Below are 26,762 nucleotides of genomic sequence, written 5' to 3' on the forward strand. Positions count from 1 at the left end.
TGCTTGCTGCCGTGTTCAGGCGGCAGCAGCTTCGGAAACAAAAATGACATTCAAACCAGCTACATGGCCGCGAAAACTCAGGTCCCAGGAATGGTTCGGCGGAACCGGGCGTGACCAGATCTATCACCGGGGATGGATGAAGAACCAGGGCTTCCCGCACGACATGTTCGACGGGCGGCCGGTGATCGGCATTCTCAACACATGGTCGGAACTGACCCCGTGCAACGCGCATTTGCGCGACCTGGCGGAACGGGTGAAAAACGGTGTGCTTGAGGCTGGCGGTTTTCCGGTCGAGGTGCCGGTGTTTTCGGCGTCCGAGAGCACGTTCCGGCCGACAGCGATGATGTTCCGCAATCTCGCGGCACTTGCGGTCGAGGAAACCATCCGCGGCCAGCCGATGGACGGCGTGGTGCTGCTGGTGGGTTGCGACAAGACCACGCCGAGCCTGCTGATGGGCGCGGCGTCAACCGACCTGCCGTCGATCGTGGTGACCGGCGGTCCGATGCTCAACGGCTATTTCCGCGGCGAGCGGGTCGGGTCGGGCACGCATCTGTGGAAGTTCTCGGAAGCGGTCAAGGCCGGCGAGATGACACAGGAGGATTTCCTGGAGGCAGAAGCCTCGATGTCGCGTTCGGCGGGATCGTGCAACACGATGGGGACGGCCTCAACCATGGCCTCGATGGCGGAAGCGCTTGGCATGGCGCTTTCGGGCAACGCCGCAATCCCTGCCGTCGACAGCCGCCGCCGGGTGATGGCGCAGATGTCGGGCCGGCGCATTGTCGACATGGTCAAGGATGACCTCAAGCCATCCGATGTCATGACCAAGCAGGCATTCGAGAACGCCATCCGCACCAATGGCGCCATTGGTGGCTCGACCAATGCCGTCATTCACCTGTTGGCGATTGCCGGGCGGGTTGGTGTCGACCTGACACTCGACGACTGGGACCGGTGCGGGCGCGACGTGGCGACGATCGTCAACCTGATGCCCTCGGGCGAATACCTGATGGAAGAGTTCTTCTACGCCGGCGGCCTGCCTGTGGTGCTCAAGCGGCTTGGCGAGGCGGGGCTGCTGCACAAGGATGCGCTGACGGTCAGCGGCACATCGATGTGGGACGAGGTCAAGACTGCCGTCAACCACAATGAAGACGTTATCCTGCCGGTCGAAAAAGCCTTGACCGCCCAGGGCGGAATTGCGGTGCTGAAGGGAAACCTCGCGCCCCGGGGTGCAGTGATCAAGCCATCGGCGGCGTCACCGCATCTGCTCAGGCATCGCGGCCGTGCCGTGGTGTTCGAGGACATCGACGACTACAAGGCCAAGATCAATGATGACGCGCTCGACATCGACGAGACGTGCGTGATGGTTTTGAAAAATTGCGGCCCCAAGGGTTATCCGGGCATGGCCGAGGTCGGCAATATGGGGCTTCCGCCCAAGGTTCTCAAAAAGGGGATCAGCGACATGGTGCGGATTTCAGACGCGCGGATGTCCGGGACGGCCTATGGCACGGTGATCCTGCACACCTCGCCCGAAGCGGCAGAAGGCGGACCTCTGGCCGTTGTCCAGAATGGCGACATGATCGAACTCGACGTCGGCGCGCGCAGCATCCGGATCGACATTTCCGATGAAGATCTGGCAGCGCGGCTGAAGCACTGGAAGCCGAACATTGAAAAGGCGCCGTCGGGCTATGCCTGGCTGCACCAAACCCACACGCAAGGCGCCGACACCGGTGCGGATCTCGATTTCCTCATCGGGTGTCGCGGCTCTCCGGTCGGAAAGGATTCGCACTGATGTCAGTCAAGATCGCCCTGGCGGGCATAGGCAAGATTGCCCGCGACCAGCATGTTCCGGCCTTGATGGCGTCGCCGGACTGGGAACTGGCCGCAACCGTGTCGCGGCACGGGAGCGTCGATGGTGTTCAGGCGTATGATGATTTTGACGCGATGCTGAAAGCGCGACCGGACATCACCGTTGTCTCGCTGTGCATGCCACCGGTGCCGCGGTTTGACTATGCAAAGGCCGCCATTTCGGCCGGACGGCATGTGATGCTGGAAAAACCACCCGGCGCGACACTGTCCGAGTGCCATGCCCTCGAGGAGCTGGCGCGTGCGGCCGGCGTTTCGATATATGCTTCATGGCATTCGCGCGAAGCCGCAATGGTCGCGCCCGCAAAGGCCTGGCTCGCCGGCAAGACGCTCAAGAGCCTTGTGGTGACCTGGAAGGAAGACGTGCGCAAATGGCATCCGGGCCAGACCTGGATCTGGCACGCCGGGGGCCTGGGCGTTTTCGATCCGGGCATAAACGCGTTGTCCATCGTCACCGAGATCCTGGCTGATCCGATCCACATCTCTTCGTCAGAATTGCTGATTCCGGAGAATTGCGAGACCCCGATTGCCGCCAGTCTGACATTCACCCATCCGCAGGGCGCGCAAATCGGTGCCGAATTCGATTTTCGCAAGGAGGGTGACCAGTTCTGGAATATTGCGATCGAAACCGATCAGGGCAGCATGGTCCTGTCTGAAGGCGGCGCCAGCCTTTCGATCAATGGCGAGGCGCAAAGTGCAACCGGGGGGGACAATGCACTGGCCGGCGAATATCCGCGGCTCTACGCCAACATGGCATCGCTGGTGCGGGTGAGGGGCATCGACATGGATCTTTCTCCCATGGCGCATGTCGCCGACGCATTTCTCCTGGGCAAGCGGATCACCGTCGAGCCTTTCGTCGAGTGAGACGTTCAAGCCATTGAGCTGAACCGGGACCAAAGCTTTGGCAACCAGGCCTGCGCCCCCGGCTGTAAACCCGTGAGACCATTTCCCGAAAGGATGAAACGATGAAGCAACCGCTCGCCAATATTCTCCCCGTGGCTCCGACACCCTTTCATTCCGATGGCAGGGTGGATGAAGAGGGCATGCGCAGGGTGATCGACTGCATGATTGACCAAGGCGTCGATGCGATTTGCATCCTGGCCAATTACTCCGAACAATTCCTGCTGTCGGACGAGGAGCGCACCCTGCTGATGCGCCTGAGCCTCGAGCACGCGGATGGCCGGGTGCCGGTGATTGTCACCACCAGCCATTTCTCGACCGAGATCGCCACTCAGCGCGCCAAGGCGGCCGAGGCGATGGGCGCGGCGATGATCATGATGATGCCGCCCTATCACGGGTCGGGTCTTTTCCCTGCACCGCAGGGTATTTTCGAGCATTTCGAAGCGGTCAATGCTGCCATCTCGATACCGGTGATGGTACAGGACGCTCCGCTGTCCGGGGTGACGATGCCGGTGGATCTGCTGGCACGCATGGCCAGGGAACTGGAGAATGTTTCCTATTTCAAGATCGAATGCCCCTTTGCCGCCGACAAGCTGGCAGCGCTTATCGAGGCCGCCGGCGAGCATATCGAAGGACCGTTCGACGGCGAGGAAGCGGTGACGCTGCTGGCCGACCTTGATGCGGGTGCCACAGGGACCATGACATCGGCCCTGTTTCCCGAACTGATCCGTCCGATCGTTACCAGCTACAGGGCAGGCGACAAGGGCGCGGCGCTGGCGCAATGGCAGAAATGCCTGCCGCTGATCAACCACGAAAACCGGCAGTGCGGACTGCGTGCGGCCAAGGTGGTTTTCAAGCAAGGTGGCGTAATTGGCAGCGATCATGTCCGCCATCCGCTCAAGCCAATGTCGGAACGGACCAGATCCCGCCTGCTGGAGCTTGCCGGAGACCTCGATGTGTTGGCATTGAAATGGGGCAAATAGGCTGAACGAGGCCCACGCCTGCGGTCTATGCCGCAAGGCCTTGGCCGCGGGATTTGAAATCCGGGCGGAGTTTGCTACAGCGGGAGCGTGAAAAAGCCCGTTCTCTATTCTTTCCGCCGGTGTCCCTACGCCATGCGTGCGCGTCTGGCCGTGGCCTCGGCCGGGCTCGAGGTCGAGTTGCGCGAGATCCTGTTGCGTGACAAGCCTGCGGCCTTTCTTGCAGCATCCCCGAGCGGCACCGTGCCGTGTCTCGTCACCGGCGACGGCGTGATAGACGAAAGCCTTGATGTGATGATCTGGGCGCTCAGTCAGAAGGATCCGGAGGGCTGGTTGAAGATGCCGGAGGAGGGGGCCGACTTGATTGCCCGCGCCGACGGTCCCTTCAAGGATGCACTCGACCGGACCAAATATGCCAACCGCTATCCCGGGGTCGACCGCGATGCGCAGCGCGACATTGCCGCCCTGTTCCTCGGCGACCTCGATACGGCAATTGACGAGTGGATCTTCGATCGTCCAACACTTGCCGATTTCGCAATCCTGCCCTTCGTCCGGCAGTTTGCCTTCATCGACAAGCACTGGTTTGACACCCAGCCCTGGCCCAGCCTGCAAGGCTGGCTCGAACGGTTCCTGGTCTCCGACCGCTTCGCCCATATCATGGAAAAATACCCGCAATGGCAGGAAGGCGATCCGCCAACACTGTTTTCCTGACACCGGGGGCGATGAAGCCGATCAGATCCAGGGACGAAGACATGCCCCATGAATTGGATTTGGGGGACTGCTGGTGGCCAGCCACTGGGGACGTCAATCGCGACTTTTAAGCGATATTGCGCTTTTACATCCGGCCGCTGCCGCGTACCGTCGCGTCAGTCCCCGATGACGTTTTTTTTCGAATTTGCAATCTAGGCTGCCTTTCATGTCCCGTCTCAATATCGAACAGCTGCGCACGTTTCTCGAGGTTGTTCGCCTGGGCGGAGTGCGCAAGGCGGCACAAAGCCTGAGCATCACCCAACCCGCGGTCAGTGCAAGGATCAAGTCACTTGAGGACTCGCTGGCGGTTGAACTTTTCTACCGCAACTCAGGCGGCCTGAGCCTGACCAAGCGCGGTGAAATGCTGATCCGCTATGCAGAACAGTTCGAGCATCTGTCGGAACAGGTGACCGCCAACATCATTGCCCCCGACGCGATAGAGCAGCAGCTTCGCCTTGGGGTCGCCGAAACCGTGGCGCAATCCTGGTTGCCGGACTTTGTCTCTGCGCTGCACCACAGGTTCCCCAAGGTCGAGATCGAGATTGATGTCGATGTCTCCACCAATCTGCGCGAACGGCTGCTCGACCGGGAGATCGACCTTGCCATCCTGCTAGGTCCGGTGTCGGAGGCGACGATCAGCAACATCATCCTGCCCGGGTTTGACATGGCCTGGTACGTGGCAGCGGACACGAGAAGCCCCGACGACGACGATGGCGCGCTGATTGCCACGCGCCCGGTGATCACGTTCGCCCGCAACACCCGTCCCTACCGCGAGCTCAAACGCGCCCTGTTCGAAAGGGTGGGGCCGCGGGTGCAAATATTTTCATCCTCGTCGCTGTCGGCGTGTTTCAGACTGGTCGAGGCCGGGCTCGGTGTGGCGGCATTGCCCAGAATTCTGGGGCATGAACTCGTGGCGCGTGGTGCACTGCGCACCTTTGATCCCGGCTGGTTGCCATCGCCGCTGCAGTTTACCGCATCCTACCTTGGCGATCCGAAAAGCCATGTCGTGGAAATCGCGGGACAGCTGGCACTGGCCACAGCACGCGATCATGGCTATAAAAATATTTGATCAGTTTTGCCAAGAATTTTCAATTTGATTTGATTGAGCATGCTTGCGACGCTGCCGTCATAACGTCCCTTGCCGGAAGATGTAGAACTTGATGCCAAGCCCCCGCATTACAATTGCAGTCGACATCGGTGGCACGTTCACCGATCTGGAGTTCCGTGATTCCGGCACAGGTGCCGCCCACAGCCTGAAATCGCCGACGACCCCGGACAACCCCGCGCGCGGGTTGACCGATGCCATCGCATTGGCAGGGACACGGTTTGGCTTCACCACCGCCGACATCGCGCTGATCCTGCATGGCACGACCATTGCGACCAACGCCGTTCTGACCCGCGATCTGCCCGCGGGCGCCCTCATCACCACCGAAGGGTTCGAGGATGTGCTTGAAATCGGGCGTCATGCCCGGAGCGATATCTACGCCTTGCGCGGTCCCGACCGCAGCATCCTGATCCCCCGGCGTCACCGGTTCGGTGCACCAGGGCGCATCGGTGCATCCGGCGAGGTTGTGCGCGAGATTGACGTCGCAGCACTTGATGCCATGATTGAGCGTGTGGCCGCCTCCGGCGCCAAGGCCACTGCGATCTGTCTGCTCAATGCCTACGCCAACCCGACCCAGGAAATCGAGATTCGCGACCGCCTGCAGGCCCGCTGTCCTGACATGGCCGTGTCCTGCAGCCATGAAGTGTCGCCCGAAATCCGCGAGTTCGAGCGGACAGCAACCACCGTGCTGAATGCTCTGCTGGTTCCCGTCATTGCCCGCTATGTCACCGCCCTGCGGGCGCGGCTGACGGAGGCGGAGATCACCGCACCGGTCTATCTGATCCAGTCCAACGGCGGCGCGATCAGCCTCGATGCCGCCGTGCAAGCCCCGGTCAAGCTGCTGCTCTCCGGCCCGTCGGGTGGCGTTCTGGCCGCACAGAAACTGGCCAATGCCCTCAACACACTTGATGTCGTCGGCGTCGACATGGGCGGCACCAGCTATGACGTGGCGGTTGTGGCGGGAGGTGAACGCACGGTTGTCACCCAGGGCGAGATCGACGGTCTGCCGGTCCGTGTGCCGATGGTGGAAATGAACACTATCGGGGCGGGCGGTGGTTCGATCGCCTTTGTCGATCCTTCGGGCCGCCTGCAGGTGGGACCGCGCAGTGCGGGGGCCGTGCCGGGGCCGGTCTGCTACAACCGAGGCGGCACAGAACCGACCGTGACTGATGTAAACCTGATCCTGGGGCGGCTTGACCCGGCCACCTTCCTGGGTGGGCGCTTTGCGCTTGATCTGGACGGCGCACGGGCCGCATTGCGCGACAGGATCGAGCAGCCGCTTTCGCTGTCACCTGATCATGCCGCCGCCGGCATCCTTGCCGTGGTCAACGCCAAGCTCGCCGCCTCGATCAAGTTCTCGCTCTTTGCCAAGGGGCTAGATCCGCGTGATTTCGCGCTGATGAGCTTTGGCGGGGCAGGCGGCCTGCACGCCATCGAGGTGGCAGAAGAACTCGGCATCACCCAAGTGATCTTTCCACGCGATCCTTCGACCTTTTCGGCGCATGGCATCCTGTTTTCCGATATCCAGCACGATCTTTCGCGCACAGAAATCCTGCCGCTGGCTCCCGACAGCCTGCCTGCCTTGAACGCCATGGCCGACGATCTGCGCACGCGCGGCAGTGCGCTGCTGGACCAGGACAGGATGGCTGAAGACAACCGCATCCTCACCCTAACCGCTGATCTGCGCTATCGGGGTCAGGCCTTCGAGTTGATGACCGCCGTACCCGACGGTCCCTTGAACGTGGACACCCTTGCCATCTTGCGCGACCGTTTCGAGGATCAGCATCGTCAGCGTTTTTCCTTCGATGACCCGAAGGAGGCGGTCGAACTTGTCACCCTGAGATTGACCGCGATCGGCGTGCTGCGCGATGCGGATCTGCCATCCGTGCCCTATGCCCCGAGCGAAACCGCACCTGTCACGCACCGGCCTGTGCATGTGGATGGCGCCTGGTTCGACACACCGGTGCATCGCCAGCTTTCGCTTGCACCCGGCGCCAGCGTAACCGGCCCGGCAATCATCGAACAGGAATACACAACTTTGCTGATCCCCGGCCGCTGGACCCTGACCATGACCGCGACCGGCGACATGACCGCAAGGAAACAGCCATGATGCGCCCCGATCCCGTCCTTCTGGAAATCGTCTCCGCCGCGCTTGTGTCGGTGGCCGAGGAAATGTCGGTGACCGTCTGGCGCACGTCGCGGTCGACGACCGTGCGCGAGTTGCTGGATTACTCCACCGCCGTGTTCGACGGTCAGGGCCGCAACGTGGCCCAGGCCGCGCGAATGCCGGTGCACCTCAATTCGATGGAGCTGTGTCTTCATCACATCGCCGCCGACCATATTCCGCTGGACGAATGGCGGGACGGCGAAGTGATCGTGACCAACGATCCCTATTGCGGTGGCCAGCACCTGCCGGATTTCATCGCCTTCAAGCCGGTGTTCAAGGACGGTCAGCGCATTGCCATCACCTGCGTTCTCATTCACCACGTCGATGTCGGTGGCGGGGCGGCGGGCGGCTACAACGCCAAGGCGGTCGAGGTTTTCCAGGAAGGTTTGCGCCTGCCGCCGGTGCGGATCGTTCGGGACGGCAAAATGCAGGAGGATCTGTTCGCAACCATCCTGCAAAACGTCCGCGAGCCGGAAACATTCCGCGGCGATTTTCTGAGCCAGATCGCTGCACTTGACGTCGGCGCGCGGGCCATGCTCCGGCTGGCTGACCGCTATGGCGTTGAGGCGCTCGACGAGATCGGCGCGGCCCTTCTCGACCACGCCGAGCACGAGATGCGCAACGCGCTTGAAGCCTTGCCCGATGGTACCTACACCGCCGAGGATTTCGTCGATGGCGACGGGATCGAAGACGGCGCCAAACGCATATCGGTGGCGCTCACGATCAAGGGCAGCGACATTGCGCTGGATTTCAGCGGCACATCTGACCAGGCCAAGGGCCCGATCAATGCGACCATGGCGACGACAACCTCGGCTGTCTATTACGCCGTGATTGCGGCCTGCGGTGTGACTGCAACGGTCAACGCCGGCTGTTACCGGCCGATCAGCGTAACGGCGCCCGAGGGATCGCTGGTCAACGCCAGTTTCCCGGCGCCGGTGTCGATGCGGATGCTGCCGGGGCACAAGATCGCCACCGCCGTGCTGCGCGCCTTTGCCCAGGTGCTTCCCGAGCGCATTCCGGCAAGCTATTACGGCACCACGTTCAATCATGCGGTCAACATCCGTCACGCCGACGGCCGCCGCCAGGTCTATTTCGATTCCGAACTGGGTGGCTGGGGCGCGCACCCCGAACGCGACGGGCCAAACGGTCTCGCCGCCGGTTTTCACAATGGTCAGAATACGCCGGTCGAAATGATCGAGGCGCTGTTTCCACTGCGCTTTACCCGCTACGGCCTTGTGCCCGGCTCGGGTGGCGCAGGCCGCATGCGCGGCGGCCTCGGCATCGTGCGCGAGTGGGAATTCCTGGCCGAGAGCGGATTGCTGAACTCGGCCTTCGATGCCTTCCAGTCGCTGCCTTACGGTTTGGAGGGGGGCGAGCCCGGACGGGGCGGCAGCTTGAGTGTAACACGCGATGGCGTGACCACCCCCTTGGCTGCCAAGACCATCGGCCATGCCCTGCGCCCCGGTGATATCGTGCGGATGGAAACCCCGGGCGGCGGCGGGCATGGCGATCCGGCGCTGCGGGATGCTGCGGCGATCGCCGAGGATCAGGCAGATGGCTATGTCTGATCCCGGCGACCTGGAAGACCGCAGCGGCAGCGCAGCATTGTTTTACCCAAGCAAAACATTCGCGCCCGGCGAGATAAGTCGCCGCAGGGATTGTAAATTCGGCGCAACATCTGCGAAGGTCTTGAAAGATCAGCACTTGCGCGATCGGCTTTGCATCTTGGGAGACAGGAAATGACCGAACCACTGCCACAACGTGTGTCGCGCTGGCTGGCATGGGTGGCAGGGGCAGTAATCTTGTTTGGCTGTGCGGTGCCGATCACCATCGATGTTCTGGCGCGGTATTTCCTCAACCGCGGTCTGGTGGAGAGTTTCGAGATTTCGGGATACGGCCTTGCCGCCTGCATCGGCCTTGGCCTTGCATACACGGTCACCACCAAGGCCCATATCCGGGTCGATTTCGTGGTCGCCAAGATGCCGTTTCCGGTCCGCGCCGCCTGTGATTTGCTGGCCGCCTGTGCCCTGGCCGTGGTGGCGGCGGCGCTGGCCTGGTTTGCATGGGGCACGGTTTCGCAGTCCTGGGCAATGGGGGCACGGTCGATGTCGCAGCTGCAAATACCCATCGTGATCCCTCAGGGCCTGTGGTGGATCGGGCTGTTCTGGTTTGCCTGCATGGCTGTCTTGGCCCCCATTCAAGCCGTGATCCGCTTGATCAAGGGCGATCGCGCCGGGTTTGAGGCAGCGATCGGGTCAGCCGACCTGAATGCCGAGATTGATGAAGCCGTGCATGCCGTGGAGGAACTGCGATGATCGCCGCCGCCTTCCTCCTGCTGCTGGGCATGCTGGTTCTGAGCCTGCCTGTTGCGGCGGTTCTGGCCCTGACCGGCTACATCCTGTCCGAAAACTACGCGTTTTTCCCCATGACGGGGGCAGCGGGTGAACTGGCCTGGAACTCGTCCGAGGATTTCATCCTGATCGCAGCCCCCATGTTCATCATGATGGGCGAACTGATGCACCGCTCAGGTGTGTCGGGGCGGTTGTTCAACGCGCTGACGCCGTGGTTTGCCCGTCTTCCGGGCCGGTTGATGCACACCAATATCGCAGCAAGCGCGGTCTTTGCGGCGACCTCAGGATCTTCCATCGCCACAGCTGCCACGATCGGCACTGTTGCCATTCCGAACATGGACAAGGGCGGCTACAATCGGCCGCTGTTTCTTGGCTCCATCGCCGCCGGCGGCACCCTGGGCATTCTCATTCCGCCTTCGATCAACATGATCATCTACGCGGTGCTGACAGACACCTCGGTTGCCGATCTCTACGCCGCGGGATTTATTCCCGGCTTCCTGCTGGCCACATTGTTTTCCGGCATCGTTCTGGCGCTGGTGCTGTGGCGGCCGCATTGGGGCGGGCCCAAGGTGCTTGAGGGCTCGCTGTGGCCCGAGCGACTCAGGGGGCTGCCGCACCTTCTGCCGCCCTTGGGCCTTTTCGCAATTGTCGTGGGCAGCATCTATGCCGGTCTTGCCACCCCGACGGAAGCTGCGGCCCTGGGCCTGATCGCCACCGTGATCCTGGTGGCGCTGAACGGCAAGCTGACCCTGCCGGTGTTGCTGACCGCGTTTGAAGGCACCGTGCGGACCACCTGCATGATCATGCTGATCGTGATCGCGGCGTTCTTCCTGAACTTCGTCATGGTCTCGATTGGCCTGGTCGGCGCGATCACCGATGCGGTGCTGTCGCTCGGCTGGCCGCCATTGGGCATGCTGCTGGCCATCGTGGTGTTCTACCTGCTGCTGGGCTGCTTCATGGAGACGCTCTCGATGATGATCGCCACCACTCCGATCATCGTGCCGGTGGTTGTCGGGCTGGGCTATTCCCCGGTCTGGTGGGGCGTGGTTTTCGTGATCCTGATCGAGGCGGCACTGATCACTCCGCCGGTCGGCATGAACCTCTACGTGGTGCAGGCGGTGCGCAAGGGCGGCGGCGCGTTTACCGACCTCTTCAAGGGGGCCGCACCATTCCTCGTAGCCATGCTGATCATGATCAGCCTGCTGATTGCCTTCCCGCAGCTGGCGCTCTGGCTGCCCACAATCGTCAATCCGAAAACCGGCGGATAAAACCGCTTCAACCCAAGGGAGACTATGATGAAACTTCTTATGACAACAGCGCTCGCTGCGCTCGTGGCCGTGCCGGCCATGGCCCAGGACATGCCTGCCACCGAGTTCAACGTGGTTGGCTCCATCGGCAGCCTGTCGATGTACACCGACAAGGAATTGCCGTTCTGGTCTGAACAGGTTCCTGCCGAAACCGGCGGCAAGATCACCGCCAATGTCAAACCCTTCACCGAACTCGGCTTCAAGGGTGGCGAGATTTTCCGGCTGGTCAGCAACGGCACTCTGCAGCTCGCAACCACCGTGCTGGCCTACAATTCGGGTGAGGTTCCACGCAACGAGGCCACCGACCTGGTCGGCGTGCTCAGCAGCGTCGAGCAACTGGCCGAAGTGGCCGATGCATGGCGGCCGTCCTATTCCGAGTTCCTGGAAAAGGAACACAACATCAAGCTTCTCGGTTTTGGCACCTATCAGGCCCAGGTGATCTATTGCCGCGATGAATTCACCTCGCTCGCCGACCTGGCAGGCCGCAAGGTGCGCGCATCCGGTGCCTCGCAGCAGGCTTTCGTCAGCCATCTGGGTGGCTCGCCCTTGTCCATCGCTTTCGCCGAAGTGCAGCCTTCGCTGGCCAGCGGCGTGGTTGATTGCGCAATCACCGGTGCGCTGTCAGGCTACAAGGCCAAATGGCATGAGAGCGCCAAGTTCATCTCGCCGATGCCGGTCAACTTTGGCCTTGCAGCACAGCTTGCCAACCTGGATTGGTGGAACGGTCTCGATGCGTCTGTGCAGGACTACCTGACAACAGGACTTCGCGGGCTCGAAAAGTCGATCTTCGAACTGGCGGCCACCGAAACCGAAACAGGTCTCGCCTGCAACACCTCGGGCCCGTGCCCCGAGGGCGAGCCGGCCGGCATGACGCTGGTTCCGTTTACCGAAGCTGACGAAGCCCTGCGCGCCGAAGCTGTGAAGATGGCAATCCTGCCCGCATTTGCCGAACGCTGCGGCGCAGACTGCGTTTCTGCATGGAACGCAACCATCGGCGAAAAACTGGGCGTTGCCATCGAATAGGACAAACGGGGCGGCAGGTTTTCTTGCCGCCCCGCTCCAGGCTTCGCGAGCCAACACCTCGGGAGCGGGTCCGGACCGACCTTGACGGGAGATGGGCTAGACGTCGACAATTCCCGTAAGATCAGTGGTTTGGGCCTGAAGAAATGCCTTCGTTCCATCAACGAAATAGGCCTGGGCGATGCCTGGCCCGAGGCTTTTGAGGTTGAAGGAATGGGTTTCGCCGTTCCGGAACTTCTCGTAGCGCGTCCAATAGGCATCTCCGTCGAAACCATAAACGCCGACGTCTGCCTCGCCTGTTGAAAACCGGAAGGCACAACGGCCACCCTTCTCGTAGTTGACGACCGCCACGAGGGTACGCGTATCGGGCTCAAAGACGTAGATTTCCTGGCCTTCCAAAAACCGTCTTACATCGTCGGCTTGCATCATCATCCACCTCTATTCGTTACGTCTTGTTGCTGAACCAGGATTTGGCGAGACGATCTCCAAGTCACCGAAATTGCTCTGTGAAAATGAGGCGCGGTTGGCTGACAGTCAAACCTGTTCTGCAGGTCTGTGTCCGGATGATCGACGCGCGATCCGCCCGGTGTGCGCTTTCTTGCGATAAGGATTGAAATTGGACCCTCTTTGGTTCTAGATAGGTCCCATGATTGAGACCACATTGATCGAACAGCTGCGAAGCGTATCGCTGGGTGAGAGCCGGGATGGCGGGCCGCTCTACATCAAGCTTGCCCGGGCACTCGAAAAACTCATATCCACGCAATGGCTGGCGCCTGGACAGGCCTTGCCGCCCGAGCGCGAACTGGCCGAAGGTCTTTCGGTGGCCCGGGTTACGGTACGCAACGCCTACAAGCTGCTCCTTGAATCGGGAGACCTCGAGGTTCGCCGGGGCAGCGGTACCTTTGTCACCAATCGGCCGGTGCACATCGAACAGCCGCTGTCGGATCTGTCGTCGTTTTCCCAGGACATGAAACTGCGCGGCATGGAACCGGGCGCGGCCGTTCTTGGCTGCGATACCCGTCCGCCGTCGTCGGAAGAGGCCCTGCTGTTCGGTGTGGCGCGCCAGGACATGATGATGGCTCTTGACCGGTTGCGCCTGGCCGACGGGATCCCGGTGGCCGTCGAGCGCGCCGTGGTCCCGCACCGCCTGATCGGTGGCGAGCAAATTGGTGAGGGGTCGCTTTACAGCGCCTTGGCACGCCACGGGCACCGGCCGGTGCGGGCGGTGCAGAAACTCACGGCCATGATTTTCGAACCCATCGAGGCCGAGCTGCTTGGCGTTCAGCCAGGGACAGCCTGCCTGCTGATCGAGCGGGTTTCGCGCAGCGCCGACAATCGCGTTGTCGAGCACACACGGTCCCATTATCGCGGCGATATCTATGATTTCGTCGCTGAACTGACCACAGGAGAGTAGATGTGTCCGAATCATCGCTGATGTTGCGCGAGGCCAACCAGTCTCCGGCGGCGGTCGAGCGTCTGTTGCGGGACGAAGCCAGGGGGATCGCCGAGGTCGGTGCCTGGTTGCGTGACAATCCGCCGGCGCTGGTGACGATGGCAGCCCGCGGATCTTCCGATCACGCCGCGACCTTCTTCAAGTATCTCATGGAGGTGACTAGCGGGATTCCCGTGGCCTCGATCGGGCCATCGGTGGCGTCGCTCTACAAGCAAAGGCTTCGGTTGCCGTCCGCGGTGCATTTCACGGTTTCGCAATCCGGGGCGAGCCCGGATATCGTCGCCTTGCAGGCAGCGGCGAAAGCAGGTGGTGCGCGCACAGTGGCGATCGTCAATGTGCCCGACAGTCCGGTGGCAAGAGAGGCCGACCTGACCATTCAACTCGGTGCCGGGCCCGAAAAAAGCGTGGCTGCGACCAAGAGCTTCATCACCTCTGCTGCGGCGCTGGCGGCCATCGTCAGTTGCGCGGCGGGTGACGCGGGTTTTGATCGTGGCTTGGCGGCTTTGCCGGAGGCTTTGTCGCGCACAGGCACGATAGACCTGTCGGGACCGCAAGAAATCCTCGCCTCGGCCCGATCGCTTTTCACCTGCGGGCGCGGCCCCGGTTTGGGTATCGCAATGGAAGCGGCACTCAAATGCAAGGAAACCTCCGGGCTGCACGCGGAAGCGTTTTCCACCGCGGAAATCATGCATGGACCGCTGCGGCTGGTTGAACGCGGCTTCCCGGTGCTGGGATTCGTCCAGGACGACATGAGCTTCGACGCCAACTGCAACGCCATGCAGAAACTAACCGCGCTTGGTGCCCGAACCATCACGTTTTCCTCCAGAGAGATGCCGGGCGAACAGACACCGGGCACTTCGGTACTGCTCCCGTCAACCGGACATGGTTTGCTGGATCCGCTGGTGGCGCTGCTGCCTGCCTATCGCCTGATAGAGGCCGTGACCCGGCAGCGGGGCCTTGATCCCGATCAACCCGCCAATCTTCGCAAAGTGACAGAGACCCTGTGATGACAAGACAAGCACTCACCGGAGCCCGCATTTTCGACGGCACACGGTTTCATGAACAAAGTACGCTCCTGATCGCTGACGGGAAGATCGAGGCAATCGTGCCCGCCGGCGAGACAGTCGGCGATTGCGAGCAAATCGATCTGGCCGGTGGAACTCTTGCGCCGGGGTTCATCGACGCCCAGGTCAACGGCGGCGGCGGACGGATGCTCAATGATGAGCCTTCGCCCCAATCCATGTACATGATTGCCGAAGGTCACCGTCCGTTCGGAACTACCAGCCTGTTGCCGACCCTGATCACCGACGCCGAAGGCGCAGTTGAAAAGGCCATAAGTTCTGCGGCAGAGGCGGTTTTGGCAGGCCGCGGGGTCGCGGGCCTGCATCTGGAGGGGCCGCATCTTGCGCCGTCGCGCAAGGGGACGCACCTGGCGAAATACATGCGACCGCTGGAAGCCGCGGATGTAGAGCTTCTGTCGTCCGCCGTCCTCAAGGTCGGCACGCTGGTTGTGACGCTGGCTGGCGAGCAGGTGACGCCAGCCCAGGTCACCCAGCTCACCAATGCTGGCGTCATTGTCTGCCTTGGCCATACCGACACCGACGCGGCGCGCGCCCAACAGCTTTTCGATGCCGGCGCGCGCGGCGTCACGCATCTTTTCAACGCCATGAGCGGGCTTGGCCACCGCCAGCCGGGCCTGGTTGGCGCGGCGCTTGACCACCCTGATGTCTGGGGCGGCATCATCGCCGATGGCCATCATGTCGATCCGCTGGCGCTCAGGGTCGCGTTGCGGGCCAAGCGCGGTCCGGGACGGCTGTTCTTCGTCACCGATTCGATGTCGCTTGTCGGTCAGGAGCGCGATCACTTCACCCTCAACGGGCGAACGATCTGGCGCAGGCAGGGCGGCTATTGCTCGCGGCTGGCGCTGGATGACGGAACGCTCGCCGGATCGGACCTGGACATGGCGTCCGCGGTTCGGTTCGGGGTCAGTTATCTCGATCTGCCGCTCGGAGAGGCCTTGCGGATGGCCTCGGCCTATCCCGCGGATTTTCTGCGCCTGAATGATCGCGGTCGTTTGCTGCAGGGCTTGCGCGCCGATCTTGTCCATCTTGGAGAAGACCTGCAGGTGCGGCAAACCTGGCTGGGCGGCGTTGCTTCGGGGCAAACATCATGAGCACAACCGGTTTCCTGCTTGGCATCGACGCCGGATCGTCACGCTGCAAGGCTGCGGTGTTTGATGCGGAAGGGCGTGAAATCGCAACGGCTTCCAGGCCGACGACGTTGTTGCGTCCGCAGCCGGGCTGGAGCGAACTCGATCCGGAGGAAGTCTGGAGCGCAGCGGTTGCCGTCATCGGAGAAGCTTTGGAAAACGCGGCAATCGATCCCGCCTCGATCAGAGCCATCGGGCTGTCTGCGGCGATGGTTGGAGCCTGGGTGCTCGATGCGAACGGAGAGCCGTTGCGGCACGGCATCGTCTGGGAAGACAGCCGAAGCCAACCGATTATCGACGAGATGCAGCAACGCGATCCTGCGGTGATGTCACAGATATTCCAGTCTTCCGGCTCGGTCATGCAGCAGGGGTGTACTCTGCCGGTTCTTGCATGGCTGAAGCGCCACGAGCCGGACCTGATCAAGCGGGCAGCACATGTTGTCAGTTACAAGGATTTTCTGCGTTTCCGGCTGACCGGGCTGATTGCGACCGATCGCAGCGAAGCCTCGGTGATTCCCGGCGATGCCAGGTCCCGGTCGCGCAGCGACCAGATGATCGAGCTTTTTGATCTTGCCGATTGCGCCCATCTGCTGCCGCCGGTTCGGGATTCCGAAGAGATCATCGGAGGGCTTTCGCCACGCGCGGCGGCACTGACCGGCCTGCCGGAAGGGACACCGGTCGCCATCGGGGCAGGGGATGTGGTGTCTACGGTCGTGGGGGCGGGCGGGTTCGATACCGATATCGCCACGGCTGTGCTGGGCACCACCTGTCTGGTCGGGACCTGCCATGACAAGCCGGTGTTTGAGCCCAGGGATCTGGGCTTGCTGTTCTCGATGCCGGGAGATTTCTGGTATCGCGCGATGGTCAATGTCGCCGGCACGCTCAATCTGGATTGGGCGATCGGCGTGCTTGCACCGGATCTGCAGGGCAAACCCGATTGCTACGACCAGGTGACCGCTTTGGTAGATGGTGTGGAGATCGGCGCCGGGGGCGTCAGTTTCCTGCCCTATCTGAGCGAGAGCGGAATTATCGCGCCGGTGGTGGCGCCGGAGGCGCGGGCACAATTCTCCGGCCTGTCTCCCGTCCACGGGCGAGACCATATGCTGCGTGCCGTTTATGAAGGCGTGGCGTTCGCATTGCATGACCTGGTGTCGGCTCTCGGCTTTGAAGGCAGCCGTATCAGGTTGACCGGCGGCGGCAGCCAGAGCCCTGTCTGGTGCCAGATGATCGCAGACATGCTGCAAATGGAGGTGATCGTTCCGGCGGGAACCGAATTCGGAGCACGCGGTGCCGCGCTGATCGCCGCGACGGCCCTGGGCGACTTCACCGGGGTCCGGGCGGCATCGATATCGGTCAACGCGGAGGGGCGGCATTACCAGCCCTCGAGCGAGAACGCCGTGGCCTACCGGAAGGCCTACGAGGTCTACGCCAGACGGCGTAACGCACTGATTTCAGGCCTTTAAATCGAAAATTCCCGCACCTGTCACAAATCAGTTGCAATTCCGAAATTGGTATATACCATTATCGGCATGGACTATACCATAACCCACACTTGCTGAGGTCCCATGAGTGAACCGACTGGCCCGGTCTACCGGCGGATCGCATCCGCGCTTGAAGCGGATATCGCGTCCGGCAAGCTCAGCGTGGGGGACAAGCTTCCTTCCGAACGGGTCATGGCGGAAGAACTGGGCATCAGCCGGATGACCGCCCGCCAGGCGCTCAAGCACCTCACGGATCGCGGCATTCTGGTGACGCGAACCGGGCATGGCACTTTTGTCGGCCGGCCGATGATCCAGCAGAAACTGTCGACGCTGACCGGTTTCACGGAAGAAATCGAGCAGCAGGGCCGCAGGGCATCGAGTGTGGTGGTGGAATCGGGTGCGCACAGGGCCGATGAGCAATGTTCGTCCGCGCTGAACCTGCCATTGGGTGGCGATGTGCACCGTCTGGTGCGCGTCCGTCTTGTCGACGGCGAACCGGTAGCGATGGAAACGACCGAAATTCGCGCAGATGTGGCGCCGGGGCTGTTTGATGTGGCCGATTTCGCCCAGACCTCGCTCTACGACATCCTGCGCAAGCATTACCGCATTCTGCCGGCATCGGCCGAACAGACCCTGCAGGCGGCGCTTTCCAGTCCCGCTGTCAGCCGGACGCTGCAGCTTGGCGAACATGCGCCCGTTCTCGAGCTGACCCGCAGAACCTGCGATTCGAACGGAAACCCGTTCGAATATGTGCGCTCCATTTACCGCGGCGATTCCTTCGTCATGAAAGCAAACCTTACCCTGGGAGCCGAGGCCACCCAATGACCTCCATGATCGACGGCTATTTCGACAATCTCATCGCGCGCCTGACCGCGCTCAAAAGCGATATATCTGAGCAGATGGAGGCTGCAGCGGCAGCTGTCGCCGCAGCCGCCAGGGCCGACAACCGGGTCTATATCTTCGGGACCGGCCATTCACATGTGATGGCCGAGGAAATGCACTACCGGGCAGGCGGGCTTGCCATCACGGTCCCGATCCTGGCGGCGCCGATCATGCTGCACGAAGGTGCGATTGCCGGAACGGTCTACGAACGGACAGAAGGCATCGTCGGGCCGATCATGGATCGTTACGACATCCGGCCGGGAGATGTGCTGTTTGTCATCTCCAATTCCGGCGTCAACGCCGCACCGCTGGAAGCTGCCCGCATCGGCCGCGAACGCGGCTGCACCGTGATCTGCATCACCTCCGTTGCCTATTCGACCGCGACCGCCAACGGGCGCGAGCGCCTGGCTGACCTGTCCGATATCGTGCTCGACAACGGCACGCCTCCGGGAGACGCGGTGATGTCGGTGCCGGGCTCCGAGCTGAAGGCCGGGCCGATGTCCACGGCCATCGGGGCAACAATCCTGAACGCAATCTTTGTCGACGTCGCAGCCCGGCTTGCGGCGGATGGCGACGCGCCAATCTACCTCAGCGCCAATATGCCGGGCGCCAAGGAGATCAACCGGAAGCTGGTCGAGCGGTTTCGGCCACGCAACCCGCATCTATGAGGGAACAGGGCAGTTCTGCCCGCAAACGGGAGTTTGACGACATGAGAAGATCACTGACGACACTACTTACGAGCGCAGCCCTGCTGCTTCCGGTTTCCGCGTGGGCGGCACCGGTCGAAATCACCCTGTGGCACATGGAACAGCCGCCGCACCGGGTCGAGCGCATCCAGCAGCTGATGGATGAATTCAACGCCGCCCATCCGGACATCGTGGTGAGCCAGGAGCCGCAGAACTGGGGCGAGATCTATGCCAAGGCACCGGCCGCACTGTCCGCGGGCGCCGGCCCGGACATGCTCTTTGCCATTCCCGACTTCACACCGATCCTCAAGGACATCGGCGCACTGACTTCGGTTGCCGACTTCGTGACCGAGCTCGACAAGAAACATGATTTCCTCGACAGTGCGCTTGAATCCTACACCTATGACGGCGGTGTCTGGGCGGTTCCGCTGTACAACATGTCGATGAACCTGTGGTACCGCAAAAGCGTCTTCGCGGAAGCCGGCCTCGAGGTGCCAACCACCTGGGCAGACTGGAAGGCTGCGGCTGAAAAGCTGTCTTCGGATCAAACCTATGGCATCGGCTTGCCGGCCAACAAGCAGCTCTACACGGACCAGACCGTCTATTCGGTCATGGCCAATGGCGGAGCAACGGAAATTTACGACGAAAACGGCAAGCTGCGGTTCGACAACCCGCAAACCGTTGCAGCTTACGAATTCTACGCCGACCTGCAGAAACTGTCGCCGCCCGACAACACCTCGTGGACCTGGGGTGAGGCGGAATCCTGCTTTGCCTCGAAAAGCTGCGGCATGATTTTGCAGTTCTCGGTAATTTCGTCCTACGACACCCAGGCGGAAGGCGATGCGAACGACCTCGGCGTTGCAGCCATCCCGCATGCGGAAGGCGAAAGCCAGCACAACACCATCGCATATCCCAATGCGGTGATGATGCTGTCCACCGACGAGGCCAAGCGCAAGGCATCGGAAAAGTTCGTCAGCTTCCTTCTGGAGCCCGAGAACTACGGCCGGTTCCTGAACATGGAGCCGGGCCTGTTCATGCCGGTCACCGCGGATGGCGCCAAGGCCGAGAGCTTCTGGAATGACGCAACCGTGCAGAAGTATCGCAGCCAGATCGAAACCGTGATTGCAAACTCCGGCAACGGCAAGCTGTTCGGCTTCACCAGTGGCCGCGTGTTCCCGGCGATTGCGGCGATCTCGGCACAGAACATCCTCGCGGAAACACTTCAGGCCATCGTGGTCGGTGGAAAGACGGCTGCAGAAGCAGTGTCTGACGGCCAGGCGCGCATGACCGAAGTTTCCGAGTAAGGGAAAGATCGAGCCGGATGCGACAATCACGATTTTACGCCTTCGTCTTTGTTGCCCCGGCATTGCTGATGCTGGTGGCCATCCTCGGATGGCCACTGCTCTCTGCCGTTCTGCTCAGCCTGCAGGATGTCCGCTCTGTCGGATCCGAAGGAAGCTGGGTGGGATTGGCAAACTATCGCAAGGTTCTCTCCAACACGGCCTTCTGGAATGCCTCCTGGCTGAGCATTGTATGGGTAGTTGCCAATGCGGCAGTGCAGACTGTTCTGGCACTTGCAGCCGCTCTTGTGCTGAACCAGCGGTTTCCGGGCGTGCGTATCGCACGGACCTGGATCATTCTGACCTGGATTGTCCCGACCGTGGTGGTGGTGATGATCTGGAGATGGCTGTTTTCCACCTCCGGCGGAATGATCAACCCGTTGCTGATCCAGATCGGCATCATCGACCGGCCGATCGGCTTCTTCTCATCGACATGGTCGGCGATGGCGACGCTGGTGTTCATCAATTCCTGGCGCTGGTTTCCGTTCATCGCGCTGATGATGCTTGCCGGGCTGACCCGCATTCCCTCTGATCTCTACGAAGCTGCGCGCATAGATGGCGCAGGCACGATCAAGCGCTTCACGCGCATCACCTGGCCGTTGCTGGCGCCGACGCTTGGCGTTCTGGTGATCGTGGGAACGCTGCTTTCGTTCAATGTCTTTGACATCATCTGGTTGCTGACAAGCGGCGGACCGGCCGGCGGCACCCGAACGCTGCCGATTCTGATCTACGAGACGGCATTCAAGGGCTACCGGCTCAGCGAGGCGGCCACAGTGGCGGTTCTGGCTTCGGTCCTGCTGATGGCCTTTGCCTTTTTCGCCACGCGTTCGCTGGCCAAGCAGGGAGACGAGCGATGAGGCGCGGCGTCGGCTGGAACATCGTGCTTGGCGGCGTGGTGCTGTTTTTCGTGCTGATCATTACCCTGCCGTTCTGGTGGGTGATGTCGGGCTCGTTCAAGCTCCCGCAGGAGATCATCGCGCGGGTGCCGACGATGATCCCGCAATCCTTCACGCTGCTGCATTACGTCAAGCTGCTGTCGAGTTCCGACTATCCGACCTACATGATCAACAGCCTGGTGGTCGCCTCGGTTTCCACCCTGATCACGCTGGCTCTGTCCGTACCGGCCGCCTACGCGTTCTTTCGCTTGAGGTTTCCCGGCAGGGAAGCGCTCTACAGGATGATCCTGCTGGCCTACGCGTTTCCGAGCATCGTCGTGCTGATTCCGCTGTTCGGAATGTTCGCCAAGCTCGGGCTGGTCGACACCCGCACCGCGCTGGTGGTGATCAATGTCAGCTTCGCGTTGCCGTTCGCAATCTGGATGCTGCGCTCCTTCTTCGGCTCGGTGCCGATGGAGATCGAGGAGGCGGCGGTGATGGACGGCGCGCCGCCGCTGGTGATCCTCAGACGGGTTATGATTCCGCTGATCGCGCCGGGCATCGCCAGTGTCGGCATCTTCGCCTTCATCATGTCGTGGACTGAATATGTGTTTGCGTCCGTGCTGATCCTGTCGGACGCCAAGCGCACCGTTCCCGTTGGTTTTTCTGGAATCATCGGACAATACCAAATCGACTGGGGTTTGCTGCTGGCAGGCGCCAGTCTCGCCACCCTCCCTGTTATCCTGCTTTTCGCGCTCATCGGCCGCTGGTTCGTCTCCGGCCTGACTGAAGGCGCGGTGAAGTAAAGCGTCCGGAGCCACCCATGGCAGACATCCAGCTTTCCGCCCTGCAGAAGACCTTCGGGCCAGTCGAAGTCATCCGGTCGATTGATCTGAAGATCAAGAGCGGCGAATTCATCGTCTTTGTCGGCCCCTCGGGATGCGGCAAGTCAACCTTGTTGCGGATGATCGCGGGCCTGGAGAACGTGACCGCCGGCACGGTCTCGATCGACGGAGCCGACGTCACCCGCGCAGAACCGAGCAAGCGCGGCATCGCAATGGTGTTTCAAACCTATGCGCTCTATCCACACATGAGCGTGGAGGAGAATATGGCGTTTGGTCTGGAGATGGCCGGGATGCCAAAGCAGCAACGCCTTGAAGCCGTGCGAAAAGCTGCAGAAACGCTTCAGCTGGTGCCTTATCTCGACCGCAAGCCCAAGGCGCTTTCGGGTGGTCAGCGTCAGCGTGTGGCGATTGGCCGGGCAATTGTGCGCGATCCCAAGATCTTCCTGTTCGATGAACCGCTGTCCAATCTTGATGCCGAACTCAGGGTGCAGATGCGGCTTGAAATTGCCAAGCTGCACAACGAACTGGGAGCGACGATGATCTACGTCACCCATGACCAGGTCGAGGCGATGACGCTGGCAACGCGCATCGTGGTGCTGCGCGACGGCCGTATCGAACAATATGGCACGCCCGACGAGCTCTACTCCGATCCCGACAACATGTTCGTCGCCGGCTTCATCGGCTCACCGAAGATCAATCTCGTGCCGGCCCGCGTCAGCGGAAGAAGCGAACAGGGGGCGCTCATCCTGGATGTGCCGGAGCTGGGTTTGTCGGGGCTCGCGGTGATGCCGCGCAGTCCGGGCGCCGATGTGCCTCAGGACCTCATTCTGGGCATTCGCCCGGAGCATTTCCATGCCGGACCGGGCGAGCACAATGTTGAGCTCAAGTGCAGCATCATCGAGCGGCTTGGCGGTGTCTCCTATGTCTATACCGACCCGGGCCGGGACAATGCGGTGACCATGGAATTGCGCGGGGCGACACCCGTCAGGGCGGGGGACACCGTGTCGGCTTCCATCGACCCGGGCGATTGCTTCCTGTTCACACCGGATGGCGCACGCCTGTAAAAGGTTGCCCTGACGCCAGATCCTGCACCGCCGGATGCCAGTTTTCCCCGCCTCCCATTGCAGTGGCGGGCTGGTATCAGCGCGCCGTATATGCAGGGTGTGTCTCATTTCAGGTGGGCACACCAAAAATGGTGGCCGAAATACCGGCCAGCAGACACGCCACCAAGCGCAGCCTTCTGCTTTTCGGATTATGCTCGTTTTTTCAATGTGGTAAACGAAGCCAATGGCGGAGGGGGTGTCCGAAATACTCTTGTGTTAGATCGCGCCAGATTGTTGCTGATAGCGCTGAAATAGTATGAATTTCGGCTATTTCAGAATTGACTGTTCTCTAATTGTTCTCCATTGTTCGTGATCATCCACAAACGGGAGTGCACCCAAATGTGCACACTGGCAATGGCGCGAACACTAAACAAGCTGACAGACGCCCGTATCAAAGCGGCTGATTTGAAGCCCGGACGGCACAGCGACGGTGGTGGGCTCTATCTCAACGTGAAGCCCGAAGGGACAAAGAGTTGGCTCTTCATGTTTCATCGTGAAGGGAAACGGAAAGCGGTTGGAATTGGCCCGTATCCTGCGATGAAGCTCGCCGCTGCTCGTCAGCGCGCGGCCAACTTCCGTCAGTTGATTGCCGAAGGCGGCGACCCCCAAGAGGCTAAGCGACAGGAAAAGGGGCCCACCTTCGAAGAATGCACGCGTCAGTTTCTCGATTCGATGGAGCGCCAGTGGAGGAATGACAAGCACAGGGCGCAGTGGCGTACGACGCTGGGCGAGGCCTACTGCGGCCAGATCCTCCAGAAACCCATCGATCGCATTTCGACCGATGACCTTCTCGCTATCCTCAATCCGATCTGGAACGAGAAGAATGAAACCGCCTCCAGGCTCCGAGGTCGGATCGAGCGGGTTCTCGATTATGCAAAGGCGAGGGGATGGCGGGAGGGGGAAAATCCGGCACTCTGGCGTGGTCACCTGAAAAGCCTACTACCGGCCCGTCAGAAGCTGCAGCGTGGCCATCATCCTGCGATGCCCTACGAGATGGTTCCCGCCTTCTACGTTCAGCTGTGTACCAAGCAAGCAATGGCGGCGCTTTGCCTCCGATTGGTTATCTTGACCGCCTGCCGATCAGGAGAAGCGTTTGGTGCAACGTGGAGCGAGATTGATCTAGCCAATGAAGTCTGGACTCTGCCTGCCGAGCGGACCAAGGCCGGTCGCGTGCATCGTGTACCGCTCACCGATGAAGCGCTCGCTATCCTAGGGCCACTTCATGAGATGAGACGTTCCGATCTGGTGTTTCCTGGAAACAAGAGTGATCGCCCGCTTTCGATCATGTCGATGGCGATGCTAATGCGCCGCATGAAGCTCGGCCACTACACGGTGCATGGTTTTCGCAGTTCCTTCAGAGACTGGGCTGGAGACGAAACGAGCCATTCCAGGGAAGTGGCCGAGGGCGCGCTGGCCCATGTCTCGGGTGACGCCACGGAAAGAGCCTACCGAAGAAGCGATGCGCTGGCGAAACGCCGCCTGCTGCTCGAGGATTGGACAAGATACGTATCAAGGGCGTGAGTCATGTCAAATGACAAAATCATAGTAATTGCGTACTTGTACAGACGATTTCTCGATCTTTTACCACGCAATCCTAAGAAATATAATTTGCCTAATAATTTCCTCGGGCTTATTGACGATAATGAAATCTCTATAAGTAATCAAAAAGAAATTAGTTCAGATTATATCCTTATTGAAGAGTTTAGAAATCATATAAAAAATCGAATTGATATTTTATGCATAGATGAAAAAGAATATTTAGATTATAAATGTGATAATATGTTTGATTTTAGATTGAGAGAAATTGCATATGACCTGGAAATTGAATTAGAAAAAGACAATTCATTTTTGGATTTACTTATTGCACTTGCTGTCGACAACGATCGAATTTTTGCAGAAAAACGTCCGCGTGGAAAGCCGTCCCTGCGAGAAGGCAAGGGGTTAAGAGAGGTTCAGGAATACTTGCTTCTGGCCAATCAACTCCGAGCCTTCTTACAGATTATTCGAAGAACGCAAAATGTGAGCAATGGGCAGCTTGCAAAAGAAATCATTGCACGCAAGCTCGATCCAAACCGTCGTGGCCTAGAATGCCAGATCGCACCTCTCATTGATGACGAAGAGTATCGCGCAACAGAGCAGAAGCTTCGTCGATATCACAGGCGACATCAACAAGAATTTGGCGACGGTGAAAAACGACCGAAGCGATCTGCTACAAATAATATGCCATTAAATGTAACTTGTGAACGCGGTATTTCTGCGTACCCATGGCAGCTATCCGAAACAGAAATCAAAGGAGCTGACGGATGGCAAGAGGAATACAAGCGAGTGAGAATGAAGTGGCTACCGGTGGGCCGAGAATAACACTTACGATTCGCGAAGCATGCGAATGTACCGGACTTTCGAGGACTTTTTTGTATAGGGAGATGACCGGAGGAAGACTGAAGCGCCTGAAGGCTGGCAAACGGGTTCTCATCCTCAAGGCAGATCTGGAGGACTACCTGTCCTCGATCCGGGAGGGCACGTGATGGACGATTTCAAAGCGATCGAGGCAATTCGGCCTTTCCAATCGCGTGACGCTATCGACCGGAAACCACCTGACAAAAATAATGAAAACGCCGGCCCTGTTACAGCAGGGACCGGCGTTGGAAAGAAGAAAGCTATGTGGGCATATCTTCACTCAATTGCTAGCACGATTGTGGAGCAAATTCCATACATCGAGATTGATGATGTCTTCCCCGGAATTGTGGAGGAAGGTCATGCGTAGCTTCCACAAGTTTCCGCCTGAGATCTGGCGTGACCCGCGGTTCCGCAAGTTGAAACGGGAGGCACAGCTGATCTATCTGTATGTTCTCTCCGGGCCACATCAAATGAGTTCCGGTTTGGCATATCTTCCAGCCAGCTATATTGCTTCAGACCTTTCCTTTGACGAGGATGCAGTCGAGCTGATTATCAATGAGCTCGTGGAAAAAGGCCTGGTAGCTGTGAACTCCACTCATAATCTCGTGTATACGATGGGGTGGTTCGGTTCCAATGGCCCGCAAAACGAAAAGCACCACAAAGGCATTCTGAAGGAATTGGATCGACACCCTTCTTGTGATTTGGTGAATATGGCTCGTGGTGATGCTGAAGCCGCAGAAGAGCGCCGAAAGGAAAAAGCCAAGAGCTTGAGAAATGCCAAGGAGCATGAAGAGGCTGCGAAAGCTAGTTCATACCTCCTGAAAACGACCTACTTGAAATCTGGCTCTCGCTTTGCGAACGGCCACTGAAGCATTGATAGGGTATCGATACCCTATCGATACCCTATCCCTACAAAACCCAGACCATACCAAAACAATACAAAAACTTCTGCAACGGCCTTGATGAGATTGCGGTTGCAGATCTTGGCTAACACCATTTTTTGCTGAATTCAGATGGCAGGTGAATGGGCTGATTGCATTCCAGAATTCTT

26 protein-coding genes are annotated in these 26,762 nt (G+C 60.3%); 25 read left to right on the top strand and 1 reads right to left on the bottom strand.

Going from position 1 to position 26,762, the window contains the following annotated elements; all coding sequences use genetic code 11:
• Positions 1 to 43 precede the first annotated feature (43 nt).
• From araD to WNY80_RS04805, 10 genes are all read left to right on the top strand, one after another.
• Positions 44 to 1,786 (top strand): L-arabinonate dehydratase, encoded by a 1,743-nt coding sequence (araD, locus tag WNY80_RS04760; RefSeq protein ID WP_342886174.1) that lies wholly within the window; start codon positions 44 to 46, stop codon positions 1,784 to 1,786.
• On the top strand, positions 1,783 to 2,724 hold the full coding sequence (locus tag WNY80_RS04765) for a Gfo/Idh/MocA family oxidoreductase (protein ID WP_342886315.1): 942 nt from the start codon (positions 1,783 to 1,785) through the stop codon (positions 2,722 to 2,724). The genes araD and WNY80_RS04765 overlap by 4 nt, the downstream gene beginning before the upstream one ends.
• 101 nt (positions 2,725 to 2,825) lie before the next feature.
• Entirely contained in the window at positions 2,826 to 3,743 is a 918-nt protein-coding gene (locus tag WNY80_RS04770; protein ID WP_342886175.1) for a dihydrodipicolinate synthase family protein, read from the top strand.
• An 87-nt stretch (positions 3,744 to 3,830) separates the two neighbouring features.
• Positions 3,831 to 4,451, top strand: a complete 621-nt coding sequence (locus WNY80_RS04775) for a glutathione S-transferase (protein ID WP_342886176.1) — start codon at positions 3,831 to 3,833, stop codon at positions 4,449 to 4,451.
• Between the two features lie 205 nt (positions 4,452 to 4,656).
• Positions 4,657 to 5,559: a LysR family transcriptional regulator gene (locus tag WNY80_RS04780; protein ID WP_342886177.1), complete on the top strand. Its 903-nt coding sequence runs from the start codon at positions 4,657 to 4,659 to the stop codon at positions 5,557 to 5,559.
• Positions 5,560 to 5,650: 91 nt separating this feature from the next.
• The gene (locus WNY80_RS04785) at positions 5,651 to 7,705 is read left to right on the top strand and encodes a hydantoinase/oxoprolinase family protein (RefSeq protein ID WP_342886178.1); all 2,055 of its coding nucleotides are present in this window, start codon (positions 5,651 to 5,653) and stop codon (positions 7,703 to 7,705) included.
• Positions 7,702 to 9,330, top strand: a complete 1,629-nt coding sequence (locus WNY80_RS04790; protein WP_342886179.1) for a hydantoinase B/oxoprolinase family protein — start codon at positions 7,702 to 7,704, stop codon at positions 9,328 to 9,330. Before WNY80_RS04785 ends, WNY80_RS04790 begins: the two co-directional genes overlap by 4 nt.
• A 171-nt stretch (positions 9,331 to 9,501) precedes the next feature.
• A complete protein-coding gene (locus WNY80_RS04795; RefSeq protein ID WP_342886180.1) occupies positions 9,502 to 10,077 on the top strand; it encodes a TRAP transporter small permease in 576 nt (191 codons plus the stop codon).
• Positions 10,074 to 11,381: a TRAP transporter large permease gene (locus WNY80_RS04800; RefSeq protein WP_342886181.1), complete on the top strand. Its 1,308-nt coding sequence runs from the start codon at positions 10,074 to 10,076 to the stop codon at positions 11,379 to 11,381. The genes WNY80_RS04795 and WNY80_RS04800 overlap by 4 nt, the downstream gene beginning before the upstream one ends.
• 27 nt (positions 11,382 to 11,408) lie before the next feature.
• Entirely contained in the window at positions 11,409 to 12,443 is a 1,035-nt protein-coding gene (locus tag WNY80_RS04805) for a TRAP transporter substrate-binding protein (protein ID WP_342886182.1), read from the top strand.
• 96 nt (positions 12,444 to 12,539) lie between these two features.
• On the opposite strand, the gene WNY80_RS04810 is transcribed toward WNY80_RS04805, so the two are convergent.
• Positions 12,540 to 12,872 (bottom strand): hypothetical protein, encoded by a 333-nt coding sequence (locus WNY80_RS04810; RefSeq protein WP_342886183.1) that lies wholly within the window; start codon positions 12,870 to 12,872, stop codon positions 12,540 to 12,542.
• A 214-nt stretch (positions 12,873 to 13,086) separates the two neighbouring features.
• Between WNY80_RS04810 and WNY80_RS04815 the strand changes: the two genes are divergently transcribed.
• The 15 genes from WNY80_RS04815 to WNY80_RS04885 all read left to right on the top strand — a co-directional run bounded on the left by WNY80_RS04815 (position 13,087) and on the right by WNY80_RS04885 (position 26,580).
• Positions 13,087 to 13,854, top strand: a complete 768-nt coding sequence (locus WNY80_RS04815) for a GntR family transcriptional regulator (protein WP_342886184.1) — start codon at positions 13,087 to 13,089, stop codon at positions 13,852 to 13,854.
• 20 nt (positions 13,855 to 13,874) lie between these two features.
• A complete protein-coding gene (locus tag WNY80_RS04820; protein ID WP_342886316.1) occupies positions 13,875 to 14,900 on the top strand; it encodes an SIS domain-containing protein in 1,026 nt (341 codons plus the stop codon).
• Positions 14,900 to 16,066 carry an N-acetylglucosamine-6-phosphate deacetylase gene (gene nagA, locus WNY80_RS04825; protein WP_342886185.1) on the top strand — a complete coding sequence of 389 codons (1,167 nt, stop codon included), beginning with the start codon at positions 14,900 to 14,902 and terminating at the stop codon, positions 16,064 to 16,066. Before WNY80_RS04820 ends, nagA begins: the two co-directional genes overlap by 1 nt.
• A complete protein-coding gene (locus WNY80_RS04830) occupies positions 16,063 to 17,565 on the top strand; it encodes an FGGY-family carbohydrate kinase (protein ID WP_342886186.1) in 1,503 nt (500 codons plus the stop codon). The genes nagA and WNY80_RS04830 overlap by 4 nt, the downstream gene beginning before the upstream one ends.
• Positions 17,566 to 17,667: 102 nt before the next feature.
• Positions 17,668 to 18,408 (top strand): GntR family transcriptional regulator, encoded by a 741-nt coding sequence (locus WNY80_RS04835; RefSeq protein WP_342886187.1) that lies wholly within the window; start codon positions 17,668 to 17,670, stop codon positions 18,406 to 18,408.
• On the top strand, positions 18,405 to 19,133 hold the full coding sequence (locus WNY80_RS04840) for an SIS domain-containing protein (protein ID WP_342886188.1): 729 nt from the start codon (positions 18,405 to 18,407) through the stop codon (positions 19,131 to 19,133). The genes WNY80_RS04835 and WNY80_RS04840 overlap by 4 nt, the downstream gene beginning before the upstream one ends.
• Positions 19,134 to 19,174: 41 nt before the next feature.
• Positions 19,175 to 20,455, top strand: a complete 1,281-nt coding sequence (locus WNY80_RS04845; protein WP_342886189.1) for an extracellular solute-binding protein — start codon at positions 19,175 to 19,177, stop codon at positions 20,453 to 20,455.
• A 17-nt stretch (positions 20,456 to 20,472) separates the two neighbouring features.
• A complete protein-coding gene (locus WNY80_RS04850; protein WP_342886190.1) occupies positions 20,473 to 21,348 on the top strand; it encodes a sugar ABC transporter permease in 876 nt (291 codons plus the stop codon).
• Entirely contained in the window at positions 21,345 to 22,172 is an 828-nt protein-coding gene (locus WNY80_RS04855; RefSeq protein ID WP_342886191.1) for a carbohydrate ABC transporter permease, read from the top strand. The genes WNY80_RS04850 and WNY80_RS04855 overlap by 4 nt, the downstream gene beginning before the upstream one ends.
• A gap of 17 nt (positions 22,173 to 22,189) precedes the next feature.
• The gene (ugpC, locus tag WNY80_RS04860) at positions 22,190 to 23,275 is read left to right on the top strand and encodes a sn-glycerol-3-phosphate ABC transporter ATP-binding protein UgpC (protein WP_342886192.1); all 1,086 of its coding nucleotides are present in this window, start codon (positions 22,190 to 22,192) and stop codon (positions 23,273 to 23,275) included.
• 378 nt (positions 23,276 to 23,653) lie between these two features.
• On the top strand, positions 23,654 to 24,835 hold the full coding sequence (locus WNY80_RS04865) for an integrase arm-type DNA-binding domain-containing protein (RefSeq protein ID WP_342886193.1): 1,182 nt from the start codon (positions 23,654 to 23,656) through the stop codon (positions 24,833 to 24,835).
• 3 nt (positions 24,836 to 24,838) lie between these two features.
• Positions 24,839 to 25,675, top strand: coding sequence for a hypothetical protein (locus WNY80_RS04870; RefSeq protein WP_342886194.1), 837 nt, complete (start codon positions 24,839 to 24,841; stop codon positions 25,673 to 25,675).
• Positions 25,618 to 25,839, top strand: coding sequence for a helix-turn-helix domain-containing protein (locus WNY80_RS04875; RefSeq protein WP_342886195.1), 222 nt, complete (start codon positions 25,618 to 25,620; stop codon positions 25,837 to 25,839). Before WNY80_RS04870 ends, WNY80_RS04875 begins: the two co-directional genes overlap by 58 nt.
• The gene (locus WNY80_RS04880; RefSeq protein WP_342886196.1) at positions 25,839 to 26,078 is read left to right on the top strand and encodes a hypothetical protein; all 240 of its coding nucleotides are present in this window, start codon (positions 25,839 to 25,841) and stop codon (positions 26,076 to 26,078) included. The genes WNY80_RS04875 and WNY80_RS04880 overlap by 1 nt, the downstream gene beginning before the upstream one ends.
• On the top strand, positions 26,071 to 26,580 hold the full coding sequence (locus tag WNY80_RS04885) for a hypothetical protein (protein ID WP_342886197.1): 510 nt from the start codon (positions 26,071 to 26,073) through the stop codon (positions 26,578 to 26,580). The genes WNY80_RS04880 and WNY80_RS04885 overlap by 8 nt, the downstream gene beginning before the upstream one ends.
• Positions 26,581 to 26,762: the final 182 nt, after the last annotated feature.

This window comes from Hoeflea sp. AS16 (assembly GCF_038900095.1).
GTDB lineage: Bacteria > Pseudomonadota > Alphaproteobacteria > Rhizobiales > Rhizobiaceae > Hoeflea.

What these genes read in the sequence shown, in the direction of transcription:
- araD (WP_342886174.1), top strand. Translation starts at nt 44, where the DNA reads ATGACATTCAAACCAGCTACATGGCCGCGAAAACTCAGGTCCCAGGAA.
- WNY80_RS04875 (WP_342886195.1), top strand. Translation starts at nt 25,618, where the DNA reads ATGGCAAGAGGAATACAAGCGAGTGAGAATGAAGTGGCTACCGGTGGG.
- WNY80_RS04810 (WP_342886183.1), bottom strand. Translation starts at nt 12,872, where the DNA reads ATGATGATGCAAGCCGACGATGTAAGACGGTTTTTGGAAGGCCAGGAA.
- WNY80_RS04790 (WP_342886179.1), top strand. Translation starts at nt 7,702, where the DNA reads ATGATGCGCCCCGATCCCGTCCTTCTGGAAATCGTCTCCGCCGCGCTT.
- WNY80_RS04830 (WP_342886186.1), top strand. Translation starts at nt 16,063, where the DNA reads ATGAGCACAACCGGTTTCCTGCTTGGCATCGACGCCGGATCGTCACGC.
- WNY80_RS04855 (WP_342886191.1), top strand. Translation starts at nt 21,345, where the DNA reads ATGAGGCGCGGCGTCGGCTGGAACATCGTGCTTGGCGGCGTGGTGCTG.
- WNY80_RS04770 (WP_342886175.1), top strand. Translation starts at nt 2,826, where the DNA reads ATGAAGCAACCGCTCGCCAATATTCTCCCCGTGGCTCCGACACCCTTT.
- WNY80_RS04805 (WP_342886182.1), top strand. Translation starts at nt 11,409, where the DNA reads ATGAAACTTCTTATGACAACAGCGCTCGCTGCGCTCGTGGCCGTGCCG.
- WNY80_RS04820 (WP_342886316.1), top strand. Translation starts at nt 13,875, where the DNA reads ATGTTGCGCGAGGCCAACCAGTCTCCGGCGGCGGTCGAGCGTCTGTTG.
- WNY80_RS04845 (WP_342886189.1), top strand. Translation starts at nt 19,175, where the DNA reads ATGAGAAGATCACTGACGACACTACTTACGAGCGCAGCCCTGCTGCTT.
- WNY80_RS04865 (WP_342886193.1), top strand. Translation starts at nt 23,654, where the DNA reads ATGTGCACACTGGCAATGGCGCGAACACTAAACAAGCTGACAGACGCC.
- WNY80_RS04785 (WP_342886178.1), top strand. Translation starts at nt 5,651, where the DNA reads ATGCCAAGCCCCCGCATTACAATTGCAGTCGACATCGGTGGCACGTTC.
- ugpC (WP_342886192.1), top strand. Translation starts at nt 22,190, where the DNA reads ATGGCAGACATCCAGCTTTCCGCCCTGCAGAAGACCTTCGGGCCAGTC.
- WNY80_RS04795 (WP_342886180.1), top strand. Translation starts at nt 9,502, where the DNA reads ATGACCGAACCACTGCCACAACGTGTGTCGCGCTGGCTGGCATGGGTG.
- WNY80_RS04835 (WP_342886187.1), top strand. Translation starts at nt 17,668, where the DNA reads ATGAGTGAACCGACTGGCCCGGTCTACCGGCGGATCGCATCCGCGCTT.
- nagA (WP_342886185.1), top strand. Translation starts at nt 14,900, where the DNA reads ATGACAAGACAAGCACTCACCGGAGCCCGCATTTTCGACGGCACACGG.
- WNY80_RS04780 (WP_342886177.1), top strand. Translation starts at nt 4,657, where the DNA reads ATGTCCCGTCTCAATATCGAACAGCTGCGCACGTTTCTCGAGGTTGTT.
- WNY80_RS04850 (WP_342886190.1), top strand. Translation starts at nt 20,473, where the DNA reads ATGCGACAATCACGATTTTACGCCTTCGTCTTTGTTGCCCCGGCATTG.
- WNY80_RS04870 (WP_342886194.1), top strand. Translation starts at nt 24,839, where the DNA reads ATGTCAAATGACAAAATCATAGTAATTGCGTACTTGTACAGACGATTT.
- WNY80_RS04885 (WP_342886197.1), top strand. Translation starts at nt 26,071, where the DNA reads ATGCGTAGCTTCCACAAGTTTCCGCCTGAGATCTGGCGTGACCCGCGG.
- WNY80_RS04840 (WP_342886188.1), top strand. Translation starts at nt 18,405, where the DNA reads ATGACCTCCATGATCGACGGCTATTTCGACAATCTCATCGCGCGCCTG.
- WNY80_RS04880 (WP_342886196.1), top strand. Translation starts at nt 25,839, where the DNA reads ATGGACGATTTCAAAGCGATCGAGGCAATTCGGCCTTTCCAATCGCGT.
- WNY80_RS04800 (WP_342886181.1), top strand. Translation starts at nt 10,074, where the DNA reads ATGATCGCCGCCGCCTTCCTCCTGCTGCTGGGCATGCTGGTTCTGAGC.
- WNY80_RS04815 (WP_342886184.1), top strand. Translation starts at nt 13,087, where the DNA reads ATGATTGAGACCACATTGATCGAACAGCTGCGAAGCGTATCGCTGGGT.